A 25454-nucleotide genomic window follows, 5' to 3' on the forward strand; every position below is an offset into this window, starting at 1 on the left:
TCTCTTTTTTTAAAAAAAGGTAGGTATGGAGTCAAAGCTGGCTGACATCGAAAATGTCATTAAGATTCCGGACAAAAACAAAAGCCGATGCGCGCAGGCATCGGCTTTCAAATTAACCTAAACATTATTTATCACCAAACGACTCAAGAACAAGCGACACAAAAGCTTCAGCGGCTGGAAGCTGCCATTTTTTCTTTTTGACCAGCATATGAGAATAAAGCCGCTCGAACGGCTCAGACTGCTGAAGAATTTTCAGCTTCCCCGCTTTTACCTCTTCTTTTACCGTAATATAAGGTAAAACGGAGAAACCGAGTCCGCTCATCACCGTCTGCTTAATGGCTTCTATACTCCACAATTCCATTGTTTGTAAATGACTGATATCATGCTTGACGAGAAATCGTTCAAACATAGTCCGATAGCTGCATCCTTCTTCATTTGTAATAAAAAAATGCTTGCCGCTTTGTTGATAGTCGTCAAAATGTTCCGGTGCGTCACTGCCCGCCACGAGGACGATGCGTTCCTCCAATAAAGAATGATGTATGCACTTTTCCATTTGTATCTCCGGATACACCATAAATGCAATATCCACACGGCCGCTTACTAATTCCACCTGATTCTGCCCGCATGTTCCGTTGCTCAATATGATATTGACGTTCGGATACTTCATGGAATATTCTCTGATAATCGGCCCCAGTCTGGAAATGGTCAAAGACTCCGGCGCCGCAATTTTTAAAACGCCCTTCACCTCGTGAATGCTTTGCATATTTTTGATCTTGTCATGGGCGGAAAGTAAATCCTCGGCTAACGGTATCAGCTCTCTCCCTAAAGGCGTCAGTTTCAGACGCCTTTTTTCGTACGTAAATAATGCGCCGCCGATCTCCTGTTCAAGCGCCTGAATATGAGTCGTAATCGTCGACTGCGTGTATCCCAGCTTCGCCGCGGCCCCTGTATAGCTTCCCTTATCTACAATGGCCTGAAATGTAATAAGATGTCTGATCTCCATATGAATTCACCTCTAAGATGTATCGAAAAAATCAATAATGCGATTTTATTTTTCAATTTTATTTATAACTATTCTTATCATACAATAAAAAACGGTTCCATCACATTAGCAAATGAAGGTGATTTAATGAGTATCATAGCTTTTCTTTCTTATGTCCTGATGACATCTATTACGCCCGGGCCGAGCAATATTTTAATGATGAATGAAGCGCGCAGAGCCGGCTTTATTGGTTCATGGCGTTTTAACGGCGGAATCCTGACGGGATTTGCAGTGCTCGGCATTCTCAGCGGTCTGTTCACAATGAGTGTTTATCATTGGATTCCCGTCGTGGAACCTTACTTTAAAATTGCCGGAGCCGTCTATTTGCTCTATTTGGCTTGGCAGATTTCGCTGCCCAAAACATCAAAAGGCGATTCTGAAAAAACCCGATCGTCTTTTCTATCGGGATTTCTGTTTCAGATGATCAATATAAAGAGTATTTTATTCTTTTTAACCTTAATGAGCGCCTTTATATTGCCATTTCAGCACACGTATCCATTGATTGCGTTCTGGCTCGCGTCGGCTATTCTCCTGGGCTGGGCGGCTTTACTGCTGTGGTCGGCGTTCGGCTCTGTTTTTAAACATCTCTTTGAGAAACACGATAAAGCGTTTCGCATCGTGATGTGTCTGCTGCTCATCTATTCTGCGGTAAGCATTTATCTGTAATTCAAAAAAGATAAACGCCTATTGGTGTTTATCTTTTTTTCGTTTCGTCAATAATCCCAGCCAGACTGAAACGGCTGCTGAAACGGCAGAAAGCGCCGTGATCATGACGGCAATGCCGCCCCAGCCGAATTGGTGATAGAAAGCGCCGCTTGCAGTCCCCCCGATGCTCCCTCCCACATAATAGGAAAACAAATATAAGGCCGCGGCCTGTGCCTTATCGCGTACGGCCAGTTCGCCAACCCAGCTGCTGGAGATCGAATGGCCCGCAAAAAAGCCGAATGTGAAAATCGCAACTCCTAAAATCATGATCCCTATATCAGCAGATAAAGTAATGCAGACACCAATCATGACAATCACCAATGAGAATGGCAGGATTTTTCTTTTGCCGTATTTGTCTGCTAACATGCCCATCCACGTTGAACTGAACGTTCCGACAAGGTATACGAGAAAAATAAACCCGACTGCCGTTTGGCTTAGTGAATAAGGCGGCTTCATCAATTGAAAACCGATATAGTTATATAAAGATACAAAGCCGGCTTCCAATAAAAAACCGATGATCAAAAGGCAGCCGAAACCGGGCGTCCTGTATTGACGGTAAAATGAGGTAAAAATGTCGTTTCTTTTATATGTCCGGGGCGTAAAATGAGAAGAGGCAGGAAGGATCGTCCAGAAGATAATACTTGCCAGCAAACTGATGAGGCCGATCGTCAGCAAAGCCGTATGCCAGCTGAAGGAATCCGTCAGAAAGCCGCTGATGATGCGTCCCGTCATGCCGCCAATCGAATTTCCGCTGATATAAAGCCCCATTGCCATTCCCAAGCTGTCCGGCTCAATTTCTTCAGCTAAATAAGCCATTGCCGCCGCGGGAAGCCCCGCTAATGCGGCTCCCTGCAGCGCCCTGCAAACGACGAGCAGCTGAAAGTCCGAAACAAACCCTGTGAGAACGGCTAGGATGGATGCAGCAAATAATGACACGCCCATTATCTGCTTCCGCCCGTACATTTCTGATAAAAAACCGGCGAATACCAGACTGACGGCTAAAGCAATCGTTGCCGCTGATTGGCTTAAGCTTGAAACCGCCGGTGACAGGTGAAAATCGTTTGCGATATCAGGCAGCAGCGGCTGCGTTCCCCAAAGGATGGCAAACGTGCAAAATCCGCCAGCAAACAAAGCGAAGTTTACCTTTTTGAATTGAAGTGTGCCGCGGCGAATGTAAGTCATTTATCTTCCCCCTTTGCTGTTAAGCCGGGTTTGAATAAACGCTATAAAATTCTCCGCTGCCGGCGATAAATAGCCGTCTTTCCTCCAAGCCAAACCAATCTCTCTTTTACAGATCGGATTGGTGACACTGAGAAGTTTGACCTTTGTTTTATCAAAAACGTGCAAGTCAGGGATAAGAGACACCCCCAGTTTAGCGCCGACTAACCCGGAAGCTGTCACAATATCTTCTCCCTCAAATACGACATCCGGTGAAAATCCCGCTTTTTCACACAACTCTTTAATCATGCCGTGAAGAACATTTGTATCTTTAAAAGAGATAAACGGTTCATGCTCCGCCATTTTCAAATCAATTTCATCATATGAGGCGAGCGGATGTTCAGCAGAAACGGCTAAATATAACTCTTCTGTTAAAAGCGGCTGGCAGATCACCTCATCGTTTTCATCACGAAGCGAAGTCAATGCGATGTCCACTTCTCTTGAGGTTAATTGCTCGATAATCTGCTGATTTGATGCTTGGGTCAACTGAAAATTGACATGAGGATACATGTGTTGAAACGAGCTGATCACATCCGGAACCATACTCATGCCAAGCGACGGCAAAAAAGACAATAAAATTGTGCCGCTGTTGGGATGTATTTCATTCCACACTTCCTGCTTACCGATTTCAATTTGTCTGATAGATTGTTCCACACGATGCAAAAACATTTTCCCGTACCGATTCAAATAAATATTCCTGCCTTTGCGATCAAAAAGCTGAACGCCCAGCTCGTCTTCAAGCTTTGAAATCGAACGGCTGAGAGCGGGCTGAGATATGGACAGCTGTTTTGCTGCCTGTGTAATATGCTGCACTTGTGCCACTGTCTGAAAATAATTAATCTGATGCCAATCCATTGATTGCCTCCGCTGATTTGTTATTTTCACTTATCATACGTTACCCGATCTATAACTTCTAATTGTTAGTTTGCATGAAACTGATGCATATAAGGAATGATTTTCAAAACAGAATAAAAAAAGAGGGCTTCCTTTCCGGAAGCCCTCTTTCCGTCTGCTACGCCAATAAAAGAAAAATAAGCGCTAAAACAGCCGGAAGTCCTTGTTTTACGATAATTGATTTGTTTGAAGTAAAGCCTCCGAAAATGGCCGCGATGACCACGCAGATGACGAAAAACATTTGAATCATATGGCCAATCGGATCAGCTCCGAGGATCAGCCCCCAAATGAGGCCGGCAGCCAGAAATCCATTATACAGACCCTGATTTGCAAACATGACCGCTACATTCCGATCACCTTCTAAATGCTTCGGCAATTTGAAGGACCGCTTAGCTGCCTTCGAATTGATAAAAAACATTTCAAGTATCATGATAAATACATGTTCTAAAGCTACAATTCCGACGAAAACAGCTGCAATAATCTCCACTGTCCCTCTCCCCTCAGCTTCACTTCAACCTTATTTCCATTGTGCGATTGTTTCGATAGGAAGACGGTAGGAAGCATATCCTTCGTCTGCCGCTTTTCCGATTGATAACAGCATGACCGGTACATAACGCTCTTTATCCATTCCGAAAACCTCGGCAATCTTTTCTTTATCGTAGCCGCCGATCGGGTTTGTGTCATAGCCGTGCGCGCGTGCCGTAAGCATCAGCTGCATGGAAACGAGTCCTCCGTCAATCAGAATCGTTTCACGGTTCACTTGCTCCGGCAGTTTTTCAAAATGCGCCGTCAACGCAGCGATTTGTCTGTCTTTTACTTCCTGCGGCATGTAGCCCAGTTCGACCGCTTTTGAATAAATTTCTTCTAAATAGTCATCACTGTTCATATCTGCGAAAACCGCGATCACCGCAGATGATGTGCTGACTTGTGTTTGGTTAAAGCTGGCAAGCGGCGCGAGTTTTTCTTTTCCTTCAGGGCTGTCAATGACGAGAAAACGCCACGGCTGCGCGTTGACTGAAGACGGCGCTGTCGTTGCTTCTTCCAGGATTTGAGTCATTTCTTCTTTGCTGATTTTAACAGCCGGATCATAATTCCGAATGGAACGGCGCCCTTTCATAATGTCCATAAAGTCGTTTGTTTTCAGTTCTGTTTTCATGTGTAAAACACTCCTATGCTTTCATATTTTCTATATTATTCTGCATCTGTGACAATACGTTTTTTAACATACTGCGTTCTTCCTCGCTGACACCGGCAAGCATTTCCTTTATGAAACGCTCCTTCTCCTTTTTGGAAGCCTCGATTCTCTCCCGCCCCTGTTCAGTAAGCCGGACAAGTATAATTCGGTTGTCCTCGGGCTTCCGCCTTCTTGTGACCATTTCTTTAGCTTCAAGCTGTTTCAAGTGTCTTGTCACGGCTGCGCCATCAATATTCACCTTTTTCTGAAGATCGCTTTGGCTGATCTCATCGACGTAAAAAAGCACGGCGAGAAGCTCAAGGCGGGATTGGCTGATTCCGGTGCACGCTTCAAACTTCGTGCCGATCACTTTATGCAGTGATTGGAGCTGATATAAAATCTCGCCTTCCTCTGAACAACATGCTGTCAAAACCCATCCCCACTTTCTTTTGCGCAATTAATTGACTAGTCAATGTTTGATATATCAATAATATACAGCCGTCATTCTATTTTTGCAAGTTTTTTCTCCTTTTTTAAAAAAAGCTGCCGATTAACGGCAGCTCGCTTCTTAATGATTATGGACTTTTCTGAAATTACTGCCTTTTACTTCTGCGACATCATATACCGTCACAAAGGCTTGTTTATCAATGTCATTAATAATTTCTTTCAGTTTGGTTTCTTCCAAACGGTTGATGACACATGTGATTTCTTGGAATTTTTCATGAGAAAAACCGCCGTATGCTTCTTTATAAGTAGCGCTCCGGCCCAATTCTTCACGAATGGTCTCTACCATTAATGCAGGCTCATTGGTGATAATCTGAAATGTTTTAGAACCGCTTAAGCCTTCCTCAACCACATGAATCACCTTAGATGCAATGTAGTAAGCAATGACGGAAAGCAATGCGCCTTGCAGCCCAAATACAAAAGAAACAAAAATAAACACAAACATGTTTAAAAATAAAATGAGGTCGCTCGTGCCAAACGGCAATTTCCGTGACAGAAGCACAGCCAGCATATCAATTCCATCTAATGCGCCGCCGTTACGCAATGCCAATCCCATTCCAAAGCCGAGAATAATCCCGCCGACAACGGTGATTAACAGGGTGTCTCCCTCGATGATAGCCGGTGTGTGGTGGAAAAAACTCGTGCCCGCGGCAAGTGAGACAATACCGATAATTGATAGAAACGCAAAACCTTTCCCGATTTGCTTATATCCTAACCAGACAAACGGTATATTGATCACCGCAATTAAGATCCCAAGAGGCAAATGAAACAGCTGTGAACCGACAATGCTGAGTCCGGTTACACCGCCGTCAGATACACTATTCGGAATCAATACGGTTTCCAGTCCATACGCGGCAATAATTCCGCCGATGATGACCATGATGGCCCGTACGATTGATTTCACTCTGAATTTCTTACGTCTTTGTTTTTCGATTGTACTCATATCATTCCCCGCTTCAATTATTTTTTCTTATTTAAATATACCATAATTGATACTTTTCGTTAAAAATAAGCCTATCGGCTATGTTGAAGCAGGAACCGAGGAAGGAGATGTCACAGATAACGTATCCATTTATGACTTTAATCATTCACAACGTAATCATTCACTAAAAGGAATTAATAACCATTAATAATCTCTTTTATTCCCCTTCTTCACATATTCCCAATCATGTTCTATATTTTTTCTCACCCGCTGAAGAAGGCTGAAAATGGTTTCTTTTTCCTCAGATGTAAAGCCGGACAGGGCCACCTCCGCAGAATGCTCTCCTTCTCTTTGCAATAACGGATAAACCTTTCTCCCTTTTTCAGTCGGAAACAGTTTTTTTATTTTTTTATTTTGATCATCAGGACGCTTTTCAATAAACCCCTGTATTTCCAGTTTTTTGATTGCCCTCGCCGCTGTTGTTCGGTCGACTTTAATCATTTCCGCCACTTTTTCCTGTATCACTCCCGGGTTTTCACATATACGCACAAGGTAGAGATACTGCCCTTTTGTTAAGTCTAATTCTTTAAATTCAATATTGCTGATGGAATCCAGTGCCCGTGCGATCATGCCGATTTCCCGCAAAATATCAGTCATATCTTTTCAAACCCCTCATTTTTTGTTGCATTTACAATATAATTATTTTATCGTTACTTCTATAAGACCACAAGCAAGCCGTGCAGTCCAGACTAACATGTGAAAAGGATTGGTTGATTATGAAGATAAAAAGAATAACAACGGAAATTGATTTGCAAGCAGCGCTTGAGATTAGAAAAGCAGTATTCATTGAGGAACAGCAAGTACCTGAATCCGATGAATTTGATCAGTTCGATACGCTTGGGGATCAGTGCGGGCATGTCTTGGTTTATCATGAAAATCAGCCTGCCGGCACAGGACGCGTCCGCATTGTAAACCATACAGGCAAGCTCGAACGAATCTGCATCCTGAAGCCTTATCGCAAATACGGGTTGGGCAAAGTCATCATAAGCGAATTAGAAAACATGGTAAAAGAAAAAGGCATCACCCAATGTAAACTGCATGGACAAACACATGCGGAAGGCTTTTATCACAAACTGGGCTATCAGACAGATTCACCGGAATTTATGGAAGACGGCATCCCGCATGTCTTGATGACAAAAGAGCTGTGAGCTGTCACTGAATGAGCAGCCAAACGGCTGTATGAATTATTTACCGAAAGCCTTGTATAAAGGCTTTTTTTCTTAGCCTGAAACTCAAATTAAAAGGTATGTGTGCGCAGCCGGTGCTTGTCACAAATGGCCGCCACAAAAAAATCAAAGCTGGAATAAAACTACCAATTTAAGCTTTTAATCTATTAAAAATTAACAGTTAAAGAGATTGTAAAAAGGGAAGAAAATCTCAAATTATACAAGAAAGACTGATTCTCTCTAATATGGACTGCTGACGCGTTACATTTTTTCTATCTTCACATATCTTTAATACTAAGTACGTTATAAATAGATTCCAGGAGGAGATATGAAGTGGAAGAAACGAGTATGGAGCCATCACGGCTCTGCAAAGAATTTGCTAGAATTCTCAATTCAACGCCCAGTGTCGTAAATGGCGTATGTACGGCGACAAGATTTCGAAGCAACATTCATCCGGTGGTACTCGGAAGAAGAGCCGAGGCATTTCCTTTTATTCCTCAGGCCTTTTCATTTGAAAGCATGGACCGGGAAGGCAGAGCTTTATGTTTAGGTGAGACTGTTTTACTGCAAGAAGAAGTGAACCCGTTAATGAGTGAGCTGCGCAAATTCGGTATCATCGTAACTGCCGTTCATAACCATTGGCTGTTTGATAAACCACGTCTGATGTTTATGCATTTTGAATCAATTGATAAACCTCTCAATTTTGCAAGAAAAGTGAGAGAGGCCCTGAGAGTTCTAACTACTAAAACTGTGCGTGCGGTACCAAAAACTGACGGGGAAATGATTGAACGGCATGGTCTTTGTGACGAGTTCAACGATATTCTAGGCGGAACCATGCATACGTTTGAAAATGGAATTTGTACAGTAATGAGATCACGAACGAATATAAAACCTGTAGTACTTGGACGGCCCGGAAGATCATTCTTGCTCATTCCGCAAATGTTTTCATTTGAATCAATGACAAAAGACGGCCGTGCCCTCTGCAGCGGAGAAACTGTCATTCTGCAAAAAGAAATCAATCCATTTATCAGCGTTCTTCGGAAGCATGATCTGATTGTAACGTCACTTCACAATCACTGGCTGTTTGATAAACCGAGACTGATGTATATTCATTTCGAAGCGATTGATAAACCTGTCAACTTCGCCTTAAAAGTGAGAGATGCTTTAAAAGTGCTTACTGATAAAGAGGTCAAAGCTTAGCATGTTTCGAAGTATCAAAAAGCGATTAATATAATCGCTTTTACATATGATCAACCGAAAAACAAAAAGGAGGTCAGACATTTTAATGTTAAAAAACAGCCTTATAGGCTGTCGTTTTGTGTATATTCTATTGATGAGTTTATACTAATTCCCCCGCATTCCATACATTTCTCAATGGTTTTCTACATGTCGTTGTGCAAACACCTTCTTAGCCACTGAAAGAGCATTAAGTACACGCGGGAAGCCTGTATAAGGAACCAATTGGGTGATACTCTCTACAATCTCAGTCGGTGTTAATCCGGATGTAAGCCCTGTATTGATATGAAGTTCAAGCTGAGGCTCGGTTCCTTGCGTTACTAGGGATGAAATGGTAACAAGCGCACGTTGTTGATTGGTTAATCCCGGCCGTGAATATATATCTCCGTAAGCAAATTCTATCATGTACTTACTTACATCTGGGGCGATATCTTTCAAGTCTTCAGAAATCTTTAAATGCGTAGAGATTTTATCATCGCTTGTTAAAGTGTACTCCATTAATTTGTCTAAACCTTGTTGGTAACGGCTTTGATCCATTTGAATTTCCTCCTGAAAGGTACTTATTTTCTGACATAAGATAATATATCGCAGCCCTCTCTAACCGTAAAATACATAAAAACTATAAAAACCATTCATTTTTTTCATGAGTTATCTTGATTTACGTAATTACTCTTACAAAAAAATGAAATATACCGGATAAATTCGCGTACTGCGTGCGAAACGTATTTTCCTTTTTTTAAAATAATCGCCACTTTCCAAGGAATTGATGGATTAACAATGGAGATTGCCTTAACTAAACTTTGATCAGTCTTTTTTACTATAGACTGAGGGAAAATGGAAATACCTAGTTCTTCTCCAATCATTTCGCTGATAAAATCCCATTGAGAACTTTCATAAACGATATTTGGACGAAAACCGGCTCTAATACACTCTTGAATAATCCGATCGTGAAGAGAAAAGTCTTCACTAAATAGGATGAAAGGTTCATTTTTCAAGTCTTGCATTTCCACAATCTCTTTATGAACAAGCGGGTGAGCGGAATGAACGAAGAGCATCAGTTCTTCATTAAGCAATGGAATGATATCAAACTGCTCTTCGTCCACTGGTTCAATAACCACTCCAAGATCCAGTACCCCATCTTCAACCTCCTGTTTCACCTTGTTACCCCCATGTTCTATCAGCTTGATGTTCACATCAGGATACAATTGTTTAAATCCTCTAATGATTTTAGGAAAAAATAAGACACCGATAAGGGGCGGTATTCCAATTTTCACTTTTCCTTTTTTTAAATGTAAAAGATCGTATAAGTTCGTCGACAAGTCATCTATTGACTTCATAATCATTTGACCTTGTTCAAATACAATTTCGCCCGCATCTGTCAATGCGATCTGTCTAGCGGATCGATCAATGAGCTCAACCTTTAATTCCTCTTCCAAACTTTTCACCATCTTACTTAAGGCAGGCTGTGACAAATGTAAATTTTCTGATGCCTTAGTAAAACTGTTGGATTTAGCAACTTCAAGAAAGTAAGTGATTTGGCGTATATCCATCGTATGACCTCCATTCCATAAGTTTAACGAATACATTACATTCTTTTTATTCATTTTACTTATACAACTGCTGGGTGTAAACTTTTAGGAGACCAAAATGTTTCCTGGAGGGGTTACTATGAGTAAATTATTAGAAAGTAAAGTTGCTCTTGTTACAGGCGCGGCGAGTGGAATTGGTTTAGAAATTGCACGTGAATTCGCTAAAGAAGGCGCAAAAGTTGTGATTTCCGATTTGAACGAAAAAGCCGTGCAACATGCAGCTGAGGAACTTACGGAACAAGGATACGAAGTCCTCTCTGCGGTTTGTGATGTAACAAACGAAGAACAAGTAGAAAAAAGTGTCTCTAAGACACTTGAAACCTTTGGACGATTGGATATTCTGGTAAACAATGCGGGGATTCAGCATGTGTCGGATATAGAAAACTTCCCGACTGATAAATTTGAATTTATGCTGAAATTAATGCTTACTGCTCCTTTTAGTGCGACAAAAAGAGTATTCCCTTTGATGAAAAAACAAAAATTTGGCCGCATTATCAATATGGCTTCCATAAATGGTTTAATTGGTTTTGCAGGGAAAGCGGCTTATTGCAGCGCTAAACACGGTTTGATCGGTTTAACTAAAGTATCAGCATTGGAAGGAGCGGAATACGGAATTACCGTCAACGCCTTGTGCCCGGGATATATCGACACTCCATTGGTGCAAAACCAGTTAAAAGATATTGCAGAGACTAGAGGCATTTCTAAAGAAAAGGTGTTTGAAGAAGTCATTTACCCCTTGGTTCCTCAAAAACGTTTGTTAGCCGTGCAAGAAATCGCTGATTACGCAGTATTCCTCGCCAGTGACAAAGCGAAAGGAGTTACAGGACAGGCAGTCGTAATGGACGGCGGTTATACGGCCCAATGATCTAAATAATAGAAAAAGCGCTATTCTTCATCTGTAGATATAAGAATTTCTGTGAATGATTTACTCTTCATAAACCAAGCCGATGTTCTTCTAGGAAAGACATAGCCATACAGATTGAAGTTTGAATAAAACAAGGAGGGCAAAGATTAACCTTTTTTAACATTTTGCATCTTAACTTAAGAAAAGCCGCTTTGTTAGCGGCTTTTTTACTGGTTTTCATGAGGGGGAAGAAGCATTTGAAAAAGCGAAACGCGAAAACAAGCCGATTCTTGTCATTGATAGCTTGTCTCTTTCTATTAAAGTAATCATTATATATTTATCTGCTTGCCAATTCCTTAATCATCAAACCCAATTCATAAATTCCCTTTTGAAGGTCTTCAAGAGATGCATAAGCATATGATAAGCGAATATAATTCCCTTTTTCTTGAGCATAGATACTGCCGAGATTGAGAAGTATCCCTTTTGTCAAAGCTTTTGTATAAAGTAATTTCATAGATAGTGAAGGCAATATTTTTACCCAGACAAAGAATCCTCCCTTCGGCATATTCCATATAGCGACATTCTTCAAATTGGTTTCTAAGAGACTCATGACCAATTGCCTTCTCACCTTTAATTGACTTCTCACCTGTTCTAGATGTTGCTGGTATTCACCGGATGTAAACCACTCTGCCGCTACTCTCTGAGATAACGAACTGGAGCCGTAATCTGTTTGCATTTTTATGTCGGATAAACGTTCAATCACTGGTTCTGGACCGACGATCCATCCAATCCTCAAACCCGGACTTAACGTTTTCGATAAACTGCCTATGTAAAGCACATGCCCATTTTTATCTATTGTTTTAATAGGATCTGGAGGAATCTCATCTATCCATAACTCACGATAAATGTCATCTTCAATAATGGGAAGCTGTGCATTCTCACTTGCGGCAAGGATTTCTTCTCGTCTCTTTTTTGACATTAAAATACCTGTCGGATTATGAAAACAAGGATTTGTATATAAGATAGCCCTCCCCCGCTCCCCCCTTGCCACGTGGATATGTTCCGGCAAAAGCCCATCGTTATCCATAGGAACTCCAGTCAGCTTCATACCGGCTGATTGAAATACGTGTAATGAATAAAGATAGGACGGCTGGTCAAGATAAACGGTCGATCCCCTTTGTAAAAGCCCCATTGATATAAGCTGCAAGGCTTGCAGTGCGCCCGAAACAATAAGAATGGAAGAAGGAGACGCTTGAATGCCGATTGTTCTTAAATAGCCGCTTAATGCCTCTCTCAAAGGCAAATATCCTTTTGGTTCCTCATACCCGAATGCCTCTATGTTTTGAGATACCTTTCCCATGATCTCTTTCATAACAGCTAAAGGAAAAATCTCATGTGAAAGTTCTCCTTTACTGAGCTGTATAAGATCAGAATTTGATTCTGATTTATTGATCTCTTGAACGATTTTTTGGCTGGGCTGCTGGATTCCGGAGGTTACATACTGATCCCAATCGGGAGCGGAATTCTTAGCCAAAAGTGTCCATGTATTGTTCGTAACAACTGTCCCTTTGCCCATTCTGCCTTCGATTAATCCATCCGCCGTCAATTCCTCTAAGGCTGTAATGACTGTGCTCCTGTTCACCTCAAAGTGTTTAGCAAGCGTGCGCTGGCTTGGAATCTTACTTCCAATCGGCCATTCTCCATTTCCTATTTTCTCTTTTATAAATTGAATGATTTGTATGTACTTAGGAAGCTTTTTCATCTTTTTTTCTTCTGGAGCTCTCATAAAAAGGATCCTCCTTAAAAACTAAAGTGGTTGGGTCAAAATCTATTTAACTGGTTGAAGCCATATCATCAAATCTTTATTAATATAGAACCACATTAAATAACTGGTTGGTTTTTGTAAAGAGGAGTGAGAAAGATGAGAAAGAAAACAGTTCGAATCGGTATATCTTACAGTCTGATGATTGGGTTGTGGGCATCAGCTTTCCCGGGAATTCGAGCGGGTTTGGAGAGTTACACGCCGGAACACCTCGCTTTGTTTCGCTTGTTGATTGGGTCAATGGCACTGTTGGTTTTTGCTGTTTTGACTCATATGCGTTTACCTGACATGAAGGATATCCCTGCTATTTTATCGTTAGGATTTTTAGGTTTTGCACTATATCACATTTTGCTGAATATCGGAGAAAAAACAGTCAGCGCAGGGGTAGCAAGCTTACTCGTGACCATGACACCTATTTTTTCTGCAATGTTATCCCGTCTGTTTTTTGGTGAACATTTTGGGCTTTATAAATGGATTGGCTCTATCATAAGTTTATTGGGTGTGTCGATCATTTCATTTGGGGCAGGAAACTATACAAATTCAGTGAACGGCATTTTGTTAATCCTGCTGGCAGCTTTTTCGGAGAGTATTTATTTCGTTTTTCAAGCTCGCTATATAAAAAAATATGGATTTATTCCATTCGTTACATTCACTATTTGGGGCGGGACAGTACCTATGCTTGTGTTTCTGCCTGGCTTAGGGGAAGAGTTTTTGAACGCTTCAATGAACTCAACATTGTCTATCGTTTACTTAGGTTTATTACCAACGGTTGTGCCTTACTTTGCACTTGCGTATGTAACTTCACTCGTCGGTGCTTCAGAAGCAACCATTTCACTTTATTTAACACCAGCCGTAGCCTTGGCCATTTCTTGGGTGTGGTTAGGTGAGGTGCCTGCGTTTATTGCACTGACAGGCGGGATGGTTACAGTCGCCGGAGTGTGTTTCACCTATCTAACAGTAAATAAAACGATAAAGATTTTAAATCCTTATTTCTTATCTAAAAAGCAATAAGGTGGATGAAGTTTAATCCTGAAAATAGAGTCATAAGCAGTTCTCCTTTTTAATGACTTGGGTGTGGTTCACAAAGTTGAGTGTATGAATTTTTTTAGAGGATTGTGGTATGTTAAACATACAAATATTAATAGAAAGAAGGTGAGCCCATGCCAAACAATAGTAAACCCAACAGTTTAATCATGGAGAAGTCCCCCTATCTGCTCCAACACGCCCACAACCCCGTAAACTGGCATCCTTGGGGAAAAGAAGCCTTCGAAAAAGCAAAACGCGAAAACAAGCCGGTTCTTGTCAGCATCGGCTATTCGACGTGTCACTGGTGCCAAGTTCGTATAGCTACACACCTATAATTATGATAATCTAGAAGTATATTACATTCAGGGAACTATAGAGGGTGATGAGCTGTTGGAGTTAAAAAACAAAATCAAGCGAGTAGCCATTTATCTAAGAAAGTCACGAAATAAAGAGGGCGAAGAAACAGAAGAAACCTTGGCAAAACATCGAAAAAGACTTCTTGATATTGCTCATAAAAACAATTGGCAGTATGAAATATTCCAAGAAGTTGGAAGTTCAATGGATGAAATGCGACCTGAATACCAAAGGATGATTAACAAACTCACAGATGGCATATTTGACGCTGTTTTGTCAGTTAACTTAGCCAGGGTTACAAGGGATGATGCAGAGACACCTAAATTCATGAACCTTTTACGCCAAGATGACATACTCTTTGTCACTGATAGTGAAAGAGTATATGATCTTGAAGTACAAGAGGACTGGCAAGCATTAAAATTTACTGGGTTCGTTAACAATTGGGAGTACGAGAATATAAAAGCCCAACTAAGAAAAGGAAAAAAGGACAGTGCAAAAATGGGTCGCTGGTCAAATGGCAAACCCAACTACGGATATATTTATAACCGTTTGGAAAGAAAATTGGAAATTGATGAAGAAAAAGCAAAAGCTGTAAAGCTTGCATTTCAAATGACTATTGACGGCATAGGTGCTGATAATATCGCAGTAAAATTAAATAAATTGGGATACAGAACAAACAATGGGAAGTTTTTTCACGGTCAAAGCATTGTCAGAATGATTCGATCCGAGATATATAAAGGGTGGATTGTTGCTAATCGGTTGAAAGGAAGAAATAAAACAGACGGAAAAATAAGACCACAAGATCAGTGGATTGTTGTTAAAGACGCTGTTAAACCCTGCATTATAGACGAAGATACATGGGACAAAGCAAACAAAGCTTTAGATAAACGAAAATTACTTAACCCTAGAGCCAAAATGAGAAAACACGGATTATCCTCTTTAATTGTATGCGGTTTATGTGGAAGAACTCACTCAGTTACAATACGTACGGATAGAAATAACATGAGAGTAATTCAATCATGTAGAAAAAGAAACCCACTTGGCGAAAAATGTACCAATGGTGGAATACAATATAATACGATGATGGAATTAATCATCAACAATATAAGAATGAAAAAGGATCAAATACAGTTAGAGCTTGAAAAACTAAAAGATGAAAACGAAACCATTGATACGACTGCTATTGAGATACAAAGCATTGAACAACAAATTAAAAAAGTCGAAAAAGCATTACAAATGCTCCAACTTCAATTAGAGGAAGACTTAATAAGTCTCAGTGATTTTAAGGAGAGAAGAACTATCCGATCAATTGAATTGGATAATCTTCAAAAAGAATTAACCAAATTAAAGGAAACATCAAAAGAAGATAAAATAAAATACAAGGAATCATTCGTTGAATACTTAGATCACTTTCTCAATAATTGGTCAGAATTAGATGAGTCGCAGCTTAATAATGAATTGATGTCTTTTATCAAAAAGATAATATGGTACCATCCTATAGGCAACAAAGAATATCGTGAAATCAAAATTGATTGGTCTGAATAAAAACAAGCCCTTCATTAAGGGCTTGCTGATTTACTACTCATGTTCAACTTTTTCTTGTTGATTTACACAGTGATAACATTGTCCTTCCCATAATGCAATACTCATATCGCCCCATGCTATTTCTTCACCACACCATTCATTAGGGCACTTTTCCATATATAGATCATTGTTTAATATATCAAGTGCTAATGCTTTTAACTGAGCATCGCTTAATGAATTAATATCTTCAGTAACTGCTCGTTTGGCTGAACCAATTGCAGCTTGATGACTTAAAACATTATCTTCTAAAAGCTGTTTTAAGTATCCATAAAGACCCCAACTATGTGCATCTTCACCTTTATGGTCTGAAGCATCGCTTTTTAAACGCTCAACTAAATAATCTATCTCTAATTTACTAACCATCTGATTACCTCCCCATTTATTTCAAATACCTCTATTATACTAAACTATGGAAAAAGGATAATCATTTACTTATCCGTTTTTTTAAAAAATCCATTATACCTACTCCTTTGCGTTTTTTCGGTTACAGCGATACTTTTGCGACTTGACACCCACAATATAACAACTCAAAAATATACATACATAGAGGGGTTTACGTCTTAAAAACAAACATTGTATAATGTAAGGCAATAATGAAATCGAGGTGAAAATATATGTTTTTAGCTCCACTATTTGAAAATGATGTTCCAGTAGCACTTCTCCGCCCTTAATGGAGTAAAGTGACTACTTCTCTCCGTTAGGGCATTTATTGACCTAATTTTAAATACGGAGGGAACAAAAAAAATGAAAAATACCCTGTTAGGTTCTATATATTTAGCTTTAGCCGCTAGTATCTGGGGCGGCATGTATGTTGTGGTTAAGGTTGTTGTCGCAGTAATTCCGCCTATTGAATTGGTTTGGATTAGGTACGTAATAGCCATCCTTACACTTCTTATCGTCGGTTTAATAAAGAGACAATCTTGGAAAATTAATAAACGGGACCTTTTATTAATTGTTATCATTGGAATAGTTGGCAACACAATTTCAATTGTTACGCAAGAATATGGAACGATGTTATCCTCAGCACAGATGGGAGCAATTATTACGTCTGCCACACCAGCGTTTATGGTTATTTTTGCCCGTCTATTACTCAAGGAGCCCCTTAATATAAAAAAAGGAGCTTCAATTATTTTAGCCACAGTAGGCGTATTGTTTATTGTTGGAAACGGCCATATTGATACATCTAATCAAATTGGCGGTATTACTCTACTTGTTGCAGCACTTACATGGGCACTTATGTCAGTGCTTATCAAACGTGTTCCAAACAGTTATTCACCTATACTTGTTACAACATATTCAACTTTTGTTGCCATTGTGGCACTAACTCCTTTTATAAAACCTAGCACGATTTTTACGTCACAATTATTTGACGCTAAAATTCTAGGTGGTCTTTTGTATTTAGGAATTGTTTCAACAGCTTGTGCCTTTTTATTGTGGAACCGTGGACTACAATTATTAAATGCATCAAGTGGAGGACTCTTTTTCTTTTTTCAACCTTTAGTTGGGACCTTACTTGGATGGCTTCTGCTGGGAGAACAAATAGGCGGGACATTTTGGATAGGCTCGTTTTTAATTCTTAGCGGTGTGTTATTAGTTATTAAAGAGAAAGAGAAAGAAGTAAATTCATAACAAAAAGAAAAGCAAACTATCTTGTATAGTTTGCTTTTCAATTAACTTTAGTTTCTTTACCTTTTGATTCTTCATAGTCTGGTGTTTTCTTTGATAAGCCAAGTCGATCATTTTCGCCATTCATTGGCATACCATCCATCTCTTGATACTTATCGCCGACTTTCTCATAATAGGTGTAAGACGTCAGTTCACGAAAAGAATCTTTTGGAAGGTAAAACGCAAATTGAATATATTTACCTTCGTCATAAACTCTAATAATCGCATTGTCTCGTCTATATATGGGGTCACTGTCATCTTGTTTTTCTTTATATTGATTGATTACATCATCAATCGCACTATCATATTTGTTGCCGCCGCATGCAGTTAAAACAATCATCATTATTAAACTAAGGAAAATTAAAAGGTTTTTCAAAATAAACATTACCTCCTTTTTCAATTTTTAGTATAAACAAACAATTTGATCTTTTCCACTTTTTATCCATTTCCCTTGACCTGCACATTATCAACTAACCAACCATCTTTCTCTTTTTTCATAGTCGTTTGAACAATCAACACTTGATTCGTAGTAACTGAATTCGCAGTTGTGGAGACTTCAGCAATGTTTAAAAACAATTCATGAGATTCATCTAACGGCTTTGAATAACTCTCTAATGAAAGTAAATCACTTTGCACACTGACTGTGTGCTTTTGATCAGAACGAGAAGGGAATGCATAGTCAAATCCTTTTCCAGTTGTATGCTTCTTAACTGTCTCATATCGCTCATCTATGTCCGAGTAATTAAAAAATGCTTCAAAAAATGCCTTGTTTTCCGAAGCGCTGCTTGTTGATTCTATATGGTTCAATTCCTTAATTTTTTCTGTCAAAACTTCATTCTTATCCTTTAACTTTTCAAACTTATAAGTTTGCTGTCCATTCGTGAAAAATCCCGTCAGCAATATTAATAACAAACAAACTGAAGCCCATGCAATATGTGTTTTCATGTTTCCACTCCTAGTTATTTAATTCGTCCAAAAGATACAAGGTGATCTCTCCAATAACCTGATTTCAGATTAGAATATTCGATTCCACTGTCATTTGAATTAAACATTCTGCCATTGCCAACATAGATGCCGACGTGAGTAATGGCTTTTCCTTCATATGTGCCGCCAAAGAACACCAAGTCGCCCGCAGTCGCTTCTTTTTCACTTATTTTCTTTGTTGCCCCATGTTGTTCCTGTGCTGTTCTTGGAAGAGTAATTCCGGCTTTGGCGAAAGACCACTGAACAAGGCCCGAACAATCAAATCCAGTTTTCGGGTTTGAACCACCCCAGGCATACGGTTGCCCTTCATACTTCAAAGCTTCTTTCATGACCGTTTCATAGAAATCCATAGAGCCATTCACAGGCGCTACATTTTTATCAGAACCTTTCACATACCTCATAACGTGATCAACATAGCTTGGATCACCATAACTTTTCCATCCCATTTTGAAAGCTTGCAATCGGCTGAAATCAAGTGCCAATTTCTTTGTGTATTTCCCGCCATTCTTTTTGACATAGTCTATAAATCCAGAACCAAAGTTGTATGCCTGTAAGGTTAAACGAACATCACCACCAGCCTGTTTAAAAACCTTCTTAAAATGTTTAATGCCGACTTCAATCGAACGTTCTGGGTCAGTTATGGAGTTGGGAGGTAAGCCGATACTTTCGGAACTTTGCATTATATCTAAAGAACGCCCACCACTTTCTTGCATGGTGAGCGCCATAATAATATTCATTTGATCAAAAACACCTTCCTGACGAGCGTACTTCTCAAATACAGCCCTAAATCGTTCGACTTCCGGTGCAATACCAACCGTTTCATATTCGCCATCCCCGCCGCCTATAAAATCGTCTCCGACTTGATTCTCCCTTGAAATCGTCATAACCACTACGATACATAAAGCAAAAAAGAAGATAAAAGGAGCCGAGAACACCAAAGGAAGAACTACCTTTTTACTCATCATCTTGTTCTTTCATCCCTTCTCAGTCGATCTTCTGTTTTTGATGAAGAACGTCTTGCAATTTCATTTAACGATACTTGTTCAAATGTATTTACGTTTTCTTCAGTTCGCTTAATCGTTTGTGATGAAGTCTGATTTTCTCTTAAAACAGTCTTACTTTCAGCAGGTGCATCCGTCTGTTTTTTCTCAGCACGAATACCATCTGAATGAACTTTTGCGGGTTCAGATGGTCTGGTTTTTCGTTCATTATTGACAACAGGTTGATTCTCTACTTTTGTAGGTTGAGAGCTTTCAAAGCCATTCTGTGGTTCAGATTGACTCGTTATGACTTTTTGGTCTGAACGTTTGATGTCTGCTGATCTCTCTTGTGCTACAGGTTCACTTTTTGAAACAGTATCATCTTTCTGGACTTCAAAATCTTGTTGCATATCTGTTTCAGGATTCTGGTTTTGTTCTTCATAAACATACGCTTTTTGATCAGTACGTTCTGTGTCTTTATCACTCTCTTGTGAGACTGGTGCTCGATCAGAAGCAGTTTCTTCTTCATGTTGTAATGATGCATCATCAAATTGTGGGTGATGACTTTCAGGCTGTTTAAGAAGCTGTTCCTCATATTCTTTTTGATCTGTTCTAGCTGATTCATCCTTTTTATCCTGTAATATAGGCGCTCTTTTGGATAACTCTTCATTACCTTCTTGCAAAACGTCCTTCAGCATAGGAGAGTTTATTCCATCTTTTCTCAATCTTTCTAAATGGGATTGCTGTTTATTTTCTTTTGCATTCGCAAATGCTTCTTTTTGTTTCTCATGTTCTTTTGATAGAGTTTGAGGATTTCGTTTTAAGCTTCGGCTGTTATGACTAGCTATTCCGTTAGTAGTCTCTTTTTGTGGGGTTCTTGAAATGGCATGGTTATTATCATATCCCATAGCAGCCCCACTCGGTGAATTACCGCCACTTCCACTTGGAGCACCATCTAGGCTATCAGCTGAAGCATCTTTTCTCCCCCTAAAATTCTTTGCAAAATTCGTGAATGTGCCTGCCGTTCCTGTACTTAGTGCTCCTCCTACTTTTTTCGCATTTTCCCAAGCAGGCTGAACAACGTTTTGTCTCATATTTTCCAACATATTGTTATCAACTGAAACCACTTTTCCAGCAGTCACAAACTTGATAATGGCATCCCTTTTCAAAAAACCAATCCAAAGAATTAAAGCGAGTACAGTAACATTCAGTAGATACTTTCCAAAACCATTTGGAGGAATTAACGTATCAACCATAAAACAAATGACATACACAAACAGAACAATGACTCCTAACATCGCTTTAAGTAGGTAAACACTCCCTAAGCGTCCAAGTGTAACAAATCCCGAATATGCTAATTGGGGAACATACGCTAAGATGAAAGCAAATGGCACAAAGAACACAATCACTAGAGCGATTATTTGAAGCAAGAAGTTAAAAAACGCTAGTGCCAAAAATGGAACACCAATCACAACAGAAGCGACCACAGCAATAAAAGACTCTCCAAGTTGAGCAAAGACATTTCCAGTGGTCATGGACTCATTTTCATATTTGCGTATTTCCGTATCTTTAATATGGTCTTTTTTTGCTTTCTCTCCATCCTCAGAAAGCTTATATGAAAGAAGTTTATCGACCCTCGATAATTTACTTTTCGAATCGCCTTTTTCATTAATTTTTGCTTCACTCGTTTCTCCAAAATTCACGATTAGAAAAGGTTTCATTAAAGCCATGTCAAAGTAAAGGTTACGCATGACCGCAACTGTGCCTTCCATTTCCTTTCCTTTTTCAATTGCAGAACCATCTGCAAAATTCCCTTCATCTTGAACAATGCCAACCAACCCATTTCCCGCAGTTAAAAGCTTTCCTTGTGCTTCTACAGACAAGGCATTCAACGCCTTCATGTAATAACCAGCGTTTGACATCCAAAGCCCGCCGATCACCATGACACAAATAAATAGAATACTCCGTCGCATTGCTTCTTTTACGCTACCTCTCACACAGAACAGATAGACGACATAGCCACACGTGAAGATGAATAACGCTTCACCGAAATTCTTTTTCAGAGTTTTATAAACTGATTTAGAAACGTTTGTAATGGAGTTTGCGAACTCGTCAATCGGTTGCAAGTTATACAAAATATCCATTCCCGCATCAACCACACGGACAATATTGCCTGCAAAAGAAAAAGTGACGTTTGTCAGTCCAACAAACGCCCCCTTGATTAAATCGTCAGATGCTTCATTATTCGCTTGATAGCGTGAGATAGGAAACCTCTTCACCTTCAATTCCACGCCGCCAGCTTTTTCGACTTTTGGCTGTGTCGTTGTATCTCCATCAGCCGAAATAACAGTGACAGCTGAAGCAACAGTTAGAAACAACAACACGATAGCCGACACAATCAGTATCCTTTTCTTTTTCATTACAGCCACCTCCTAATCTAATCGAGTTAATAAATAAAATTGGTATCTGGCTTTCTCTAAGTCTCTTTGTGTTAGCAGCACGTTTTCGGGATATCGTTCATACAGAGAGAAACAGATTGCTTTTTGATATTTCATATGTCTGAAAGTCTTTCGGTTTTGTTCAATCTTGATGCCTAATAATTTTTGAAGAAACTGTGCCGTTGATTTATGCCCAATAAAACTTTTGTATCGTCCGTCATAATGTCTCAACCATTGTTTAACTTCGTCCAATGTGATTTTTTCAGCTTTATAAAAGCCTGGACTCGTGACCACAAGAGAGTTTAAGAAAGCTATTTCCATGTACGATTCAACCCCTTTTACAAATATTTTTCTTCCGCATATGCGACGGCTTTTTTCTCAACTGTTTTCAGAGCACCTTGCCATTCTTCGAATAGGCATTCAATCGAAATTTTGGAGGTGCGGCCATAGTAATCTTTAAATAAGCATTGACCTTGGAACATGGATTCCATCATTTTTTTGTTTTCTTTAGTGACCTCCATATTCATCCACTTCAACACTTCTTCACGTTCGTTTGGTTCGTCAAAGGCAAAGGCAACACCGAAGTTTCCGGAATCTTCTTCTTTCAAAGCGTCTTTTGTGGATTGGGAAATGAAGTATTCCGCATTGTTGTATGAACGACCAATCCGGCGCATTTGTCTTTCTACTTTTTTTCCTTGTTGGGAAGTGGTGAATATCCATGCTTCATCTATAAATTCAACAGTTTGTTCATCTTGATTCATACCGAATAGTTCGCAGAACTTACCAAGCGCAAACATGACGGCACTAGACTTTAATTGTGATATGGTGTAGTTTTCAAGTCGCTCAGCATGATCAGGCAAATCCATATTTTCAACCTCTAAAATGGTGATTCGTTTTTCAAGTGACAATGCAGGGTTTGAACCATCATGAATACAAAGTTTCAAAATGGAATCTGACACAACCTCATTTAAATAGTCGCCAGCTTTTTGTACAGCTTCTTCCGGATGGTTCTGCATCCTCCAAATAATATCAAGTGAGCCGACCTGTTCGCCTTTTTGCTTCAACTCAATTACTTCTGACGTAGCACGAAGGAAAGCTGTGTTCACATCGTCTTTCCCTTTAAAGTCATATACTTGTTCAAAAATGACTTGAACTAGCTCTTTTGCTTTCATAGGAGGGAGGAAAGAAACAGGATCAAGCGCTCCCCAGTTGTGCGTATTTTCATGATCTAGCGTGATATAGTTGTATTTCTCTAAATGTGCAATATATAAGGGGAAATTCTCTCGAATGTACTCATCATTCAAGACTCTTTGAATCCACTTTCTCATTTCTTTTTTAGGGTCTATATACAGAGATTTGATGTTTAACATGCTGATATAGTTAAAGATCAATTTCGCCAGATATGACTTGCCGTTTCCTGTGTCTCCTGTGATTAAGCAGTGGGGAGAACGTGTCTTTGAACCTTTTAACTGTTGATTCGCTAAGAAAGGGTGGAATAAGACAAAATCACGGCTGGACATAATGGCACTTTCTAAGTCTGTGTGCTCTTGAAAACGATCAACCCAACCGAGAAAGAATCCAATTTTCGAACCAATATCAGAGTTAACAGCGAAAAGACCTTCTGCAACTCCATCTTGTGTCGTTTTTTGAATCCAGTTCTTATCGGTTATATCTAACTTTTCACCAGGGAGCATTTTATAAAAAAGGTTTAGTTGATCAGCCACCGGAAGTCGGCATGTAATGCCAGCGCCTTTTAAATGCCTTTTGACAATCGTTGCTTTCCCCACACATTCTTTTTTTGTCTTTCCATGAACGACTATCACAGACAGCCAGTTCATCACGTGCACATCTTCTTTCTTTATTTCATCTTGTAAATGCCTTATCATTGTGGCACTTGTGACAGTAGAAACATCACTTCGATCGCCTGTGCTTTGTTGTTCTTTTTGTTCTTCTTTCAATTGCTGTCTTTTGAGGTTGAGGGCAGGCTTGGTAATGGACTTTGATTCCGTTTGAATTTTCATCTGTACTTCAACAGGGAAGGGAAGAGACTGCGCTTCATAAAACAAATCACTTTCCGACATATTGTGAAGAAATTCGTCAATCACGACAAAAGCTGAATAGCCTTCATCTTGGTCACTATGCAGATGTAAAACGGATGGGTCAGTGGGGTCTATGATCGTGTTTGTAATAGAGCGAACATCCTTTATCTCACTTTCTTCATTCGTTTGGTGCTTTAACCCACGTACAAAGTGATAACGGTTAATGTATGTCATTTCGGATTCTGAAAGCCGTTCTCCGCGAACAGAAGCCATGATATTGGCTAATGTTTCTTCAACTTCCTCATATTTTTCAAAAAAAGAGGTGGAAACATTTTGTTCCCACCCGAGCATTTTCACAACTGTATCAGTCGCCGTATTGAAAAAAGATAGTATATTGTCTTTAAGTTCCACACTAATATTGACAAGACTGCTTTTCAGTTTTACACCTAAAATGAAATCATACTTTGTCAGCCTTCCTAATCGCTGTTCTAACAGCCTTACGGTTTCTTCATTGTAGTAACGTGCCACATCCATTGCATCTGCCGCAATATCTGTTTCTAAATCCTTAAATCGTTTTTCTAATTCATACTCACTTGGATACATCATCAAGTGAAAATCCTCATAAGATGTAATTTCTTCAAAAAGATGCTGCCATTTCTTTTTGTACGACTCAACTTTTTCTTTATTTTGCATAGGAATCGAATTGCTTTTTATTCGGTAGTACGCCCACACGTCGCCCGTTCTTGTTAACAGCAAATTCTTGTGTATTGCCTTCATAGGCGTTTTTAGTCTCATTCGAATAATCCACCACCTTCACAAGTTTTCGAAACTCAATTTGTTTTTCATTACTTAAATCAACCTTTCGGTCATTGCAATACTTCTTTTGTGGAAGCTTGATGAAGAAGTAATATTTTGCGAAATCAAAGAAATATAAATAGATGTTTTTGCCTTCCGGCTTTATTTTTGTTACAAGCATGGTTAGAAAAAACGGTATTCCAAAAATCACGATGACGTAACTGTTATCAAAAGCGTGAGGAAAAATCATCCTCACGCCGTACCAGAACCCAAAGCATAGGCCAACAAAAATGAAATAGTTAATAGCCGGTATTAACTCAACTGCAAAGGGTAACGAATAATTTTCGGTTAATTGCTGAATTTTTTTCGGCTCTCTCATTGCCTTCCGGTAGTTGAACACCAGACGCCCCATT

Annotated in this window: 26 protein-coding genes and 1 pseudogene; 8 read left to right on the plus strand and 19 right to left on the minus strand. The window is 39.6% G+C overall.

Annotation, left to right across the window (positions count from 1 at the left end; all coding sequences use genetic code 11):
* Nucleotides 1-124: 124 nt before the first annotated feature.
* On the minus strand, nt 125-1003 hold the full coding sequence (locus tag NSQ37_RS04940; protein ID WP_015240968.1) for a LysR family transcriptional regulator: 879 nt from the start codon (nt 1001-1003) through the stop codon (nt 125-127).
* Between the two features lie 126 nt (nt 1004-1129).
* Here NSQ37_RS04940 and NSQ37_RS04945 point away from each other — a divergent pair, with 126 nt between their 5' ends.
* Nucleotides 1130-1708, plus strand: a complete 579-nt coding sequence (locus tag NSQ37_RS04945; RefSeq protein ID WP_012118916.1) for a LysE family translocator — start codon at nt 1130-1132, stop codon at nt 1706-1708.
* 18 nt (nt 1709-1726) lie between these two features.
* On the opposite strand, the gene NSQ37_RS04950 is transcribed toward NSQ37_RS04945, so the two are convergent.
* The 7 genes from NSQ37_RS04950 to NSQ37_RS04980 form a co-directional block, all read right to left on the minus strand.
* Nucleotides 1727-2929, minus strand: coding sequence for an MFS transporter (locus NSQ37_RS04950; protein ID WP_015240970.1), 1203 nt, complete (start codon nt 2927-2929; stop codon nt 1727-1729).
* Nucleotides 2930-3820 carry a LysR family transcriptional regulator gene (locus NSQ37_RS04955; protein WP_015240971.1) on the minus strand — a complete coding sequence of 297 codons (891 nt, stop codon included), beginning with the start codon at nt 3818-3820 and terminating at the stop codon, nt 2930-2932.
* A gap of 157 nt (nt 3821-3977) precedes the next feature.
* Nucleotides 3978-4346 carry a DUF1304 domain-containing protein gene (locus NSQ37_RS04960; RefSeq protein ID WP_015240972.1) on the minus strand — a complete coding sequence of 123 codons (369 nt, stop codon included), beginning with the start codon at nt 4344-4346 and terminating at the stop codon, nt 3978-3980.
* 30 nt (nt 4347-4376) lie between these two features.
* Nucleotides 4377-5015: a nitroreductase family protein gene (locus NSQ37_RS04965; protein WP_004393039.1), complete on the minus strand. Its 639-nt coding sequence runs from the start codon at nt 5013-5015 to the stop codon at nt 4377-4379.
* A gap of 13 nt (nt 5016-5028) precedes the next feature.
* On the minus strand, nt 5029-5490 hold the full coding sequence (locus tag NSQ37_RS04970) for a MarR family winged helix-turn-helix transcriptional regulator (protein WP_169510223.1): 462 nt from the start codon (nt 5488-5490) through the stop codon (nt 5029-5031).
* A 111-nt stretch (nt 5491-5601) separates the two neighbouring features.
* The gene (locus NSQ37_RS04975) at nt 5602-6480 is read right to left on the minus strand and encodes a YitT family protein (protein ID WP_012118921.1); all 879 of its coding nucleotides are present in this window, start codon (nt 6478-6480) and stop codon (nt 5602-5604) included.
* Nucleotides 6481-6663: 183 nt separating this feature from the next.
* A complete protein-coding gene (locus NSQ37_RS04980) occupies nt 6664-7116 on the minus strand; it encodes a MarR family winged helix-turn-helix transcriptional regulator (RefSeq protein ID WP_007615031.1) in 453 nt (150 codons plus the stop codon).
* A gap of 119 nt (nt 7117-7235) precedes the next feature.
* Between NSQ37_RS04980 and NSQ37_RS04985 the strand changes: the two genes are divergently transcribed.
* Nucleotides 7236-7667, plus strand: a complete 432-nt coding sequence (locus NSQ37_RS04985; RefSeq protein ID WP_015240973.1) for a GNAT family N-acetyltransferase — start codon at nt 7236-7238, stop codon at nt 7665-7667.
* 351 nt (nt 7668-8018) lie between these two features.
* Nucleotides 8019-8885, plus strand: a complete 867-nt coding sequence (locus NSQ37_RS04990; RefSeq protein WP_012118923.1) for a DUF1259 domain-containing protein — start codon at nt 8019-8021, stop codon at nt 8883-8885.
* A 171-nt stretch (nt 8886-9056) separates the two neighbouring features.
* Here the strand turns inward: NSQ37_RS04990 and NSQ37_RS04995 are convergent, their stop codons facing one another.
* Both NSQ37_RS04995 and NSQ37_RS05000 read right to left on the minus strand, forming a co-directional pair.
* Nucleotides 9057-9458, minus strand: a complete 402-nt coding sequence (locus NSQ37_RS04995) for a carboxymuconolactone decarboxylase family protein (protein WP_007409882.1) — start codon at nt 9456-9458, stop codon at nt 9057-9059.
* A gap of 104 nt (nt 9459-9562) precedes the next feature.
* A complete protein-coding gene (locus NSQ37_RS05000; RefSeq protein ID WP_025285581.1) occupies nt 9563-10471 on the minus strand; it encodes a LysR family transcriptional regulator in 909 nt (302 codons plus the stop codon).
* Nucleotides 10472-10589: 118 nt separating this feature from the next.
* Here NSQ37_RS05000 and NSQ37_RS05005 point away from each other — a divergent pair, with 118 nt between their 5' ends.
* A complete protein-coding gene (locus NSQ37_RS05005) occupies nt 10590-11375 on the plus strand; it encodes a 3-hydroxybutyrate dehydrogenase (protein WP_015240976.1) in 786 nt (261 codons plus the stop codon).
* Nucleotides 11376-11691: 316 nt separating this feature from the next.
* On the opposite strand, the gene NSQ37_RS05010 is transcribed toward NSQ37_RS05005, so the two are convergent.
* Entirely contained in the window at nt 11692-13140 is a 1449-nt protein-coding gene (locus NSQ37_RS05010; protein WP_025285583.1) for an aminotransferase-like domain-containing protein, read from the minus strand.
* A 135-nt stretch (nt 13141-13275) separates the two neighbouring features.
* Here NSQ37_RS05010 and NSQ37_RS05015 point away from each other — a divergent pair, with 135 nt between their 5' ends.
* From NSQ37_RS05015 to NSQ37_RS05025, 3 genes and pseudogenes are all read left to right on the plus strand, one after another.
* Nucleotides 13276-14187, plus strand: coding sequence for a DMT family transporter (locus NSQ37_RS05015; RefSeq protein WP_025285584.1), 912 nt, complete (start codon nt 13276-13278; stop codon nt 14185-14187).
* A gap of 149 nt (nt 14188-14336) precedes the next feature.
* A pseudogene (locus NSQ37_RS05020) lies at nt 14337-14516 on the plus strand (DUF255 domain-containing protein); the annotation flags it as partial.
* A 76-nt stretch (nt 14517-14592) separates the two neighbouring features.
* Entirely contained in the window at nt 14593-16101 is a 1509-nt protein-coding gene (locus tag NSQ37_RS05025) for a recombinase family protein (protein ID WP_341123347.1), read from the plus strand.
* A gap of 33 nt (nt 16102-16134) precedes the next feature.
* On the opposite strand, the gene NSQ37_RS05030 is transcribed toward NSQ37_RS05025, so the two are convergent.
* Complete coding sequence (locus tag NSQ37_RS05030; RefSeq protein ID WP_341123348.1) at nt 16135-16503, minus strand: hypothetical protein; 369 nt, start codon at nt 16501-16503, stop codon at nt 16135-16137.
* A 381-nt stretch (nt 16504-16884) separates the two neighbouring features.
* On the opposite strand from NSQ37_RS05030, the gene NSQ37_RS05035 reads away from it, so the two are divergent.
* Nucleotides 16885-17769: a DMT family transporter gene (locus tag NSQ37_RS05035; RefSeq protein ID WP_341123349.1), complete on the plus strand. Its 885-nt coding sequence runs from the start codon at nt 16885-16887 to the stop codon at nt 17767-17769.
* Nucleotides 17770-17806: 37 nt separating this feature from the next.
* On the opposite strand, the gene NSQ37_RS05040 is transcribed toward NSQ37_RS05035, so the two are convergent.
* From NSQ37_RS05040 to NSQ37_RS05070, 7 genes are all read right to left on the minus strand, one after another.
* On the minus strand, nt 17807-18181 hold the full coding sequence (locus tag NSQ37_RS05040; RefSeq protein WP_445661283.1) for a cystatin-like fold lipoprotein: 375 nt from the start codon (nt 18179-18181) through the stop codon (nt 17807-17809).
* A 62-nt stretch (nt 18182-18243) separates the two neighbouring features.
* Nucleotides 18244-18750: a hypothetical protein gene (locus tag NSQ37_RS05045; protein ID WP_341123351.1), complete on the minus strand. Its 507-nt coding sequence runs from the start codon at nt 18748-18750 to the stop codon at nt 18244-18246.
* A gap of 14 nt (nt 18751-18764) precedes the next feature.
* Nucleotides 18765-19754, minus strand: a complete 990-nt coding sequence (locus NSQ37_RS05050; protein WP_341123353.1) for a bifunctional lytic transglycosylase/C40 family peptidase — start codon at nt 19752-19754, stop codon at nt 18765-18767.
* Complete coding sequence (locus NSQ37_RS05055) at nt 19751-22198, minus strand: CD3337/EF1877 family mobilome membrane protein (RefSeq protein ID WP_341123354.1); 2448 nt, start codon at nt 22196-22198, stop codon at nt 19751-19753. Before NSQ37_RS05055 ends, NSQ37_RS05050 begins: the two co-directional genes overlap by 4 nt.
* Before the next feature lie 3 nt (nt 22199-22201).
* Entirely contained in the window at nt 22202-22528 is a 327-nt protein-coding gene (locus NSQ37_RS05060) for a YddF family protein (RefSeq protein ID WP_095292607.1), read from the minus strand.
* 17 nt (nt 22529-22545) lie between these two features.
* Nucleotides 22546-25041, minus strand: coding sequence for a VirB4-like ATPase ConE (gene conE / locus NSQ37_RS05065; protein WP_253600785.1), 2496 nt, complete (start codon nt 25039-25041; stop codon nt 22546-22548).
* Nucleotides 24929-25453, minus strand: coding sequence for a conjugal transfer protein (locus NSQ37_RS05070; protein WP_249852447.1), 525 nt, complete (start codon nt 25451-25453; stop codon nt 24929-24931). Before NSQ37_RS05070 ends, conE begins: the two co-directional genes overlap by 113 nt.
* Nucleotide 25454: the final 1 nt, after the last annotated feature.

Origin of the sequence: Bacillus sp. FSL P4-0334 (assembly GCF_038004825.1) — a bacterium.
Classification (GTDB): Bacteria; Bacillota; Bacilli; order Bacillales; family Bacillaceae; genus Bacillus; species Bacillus velezensis.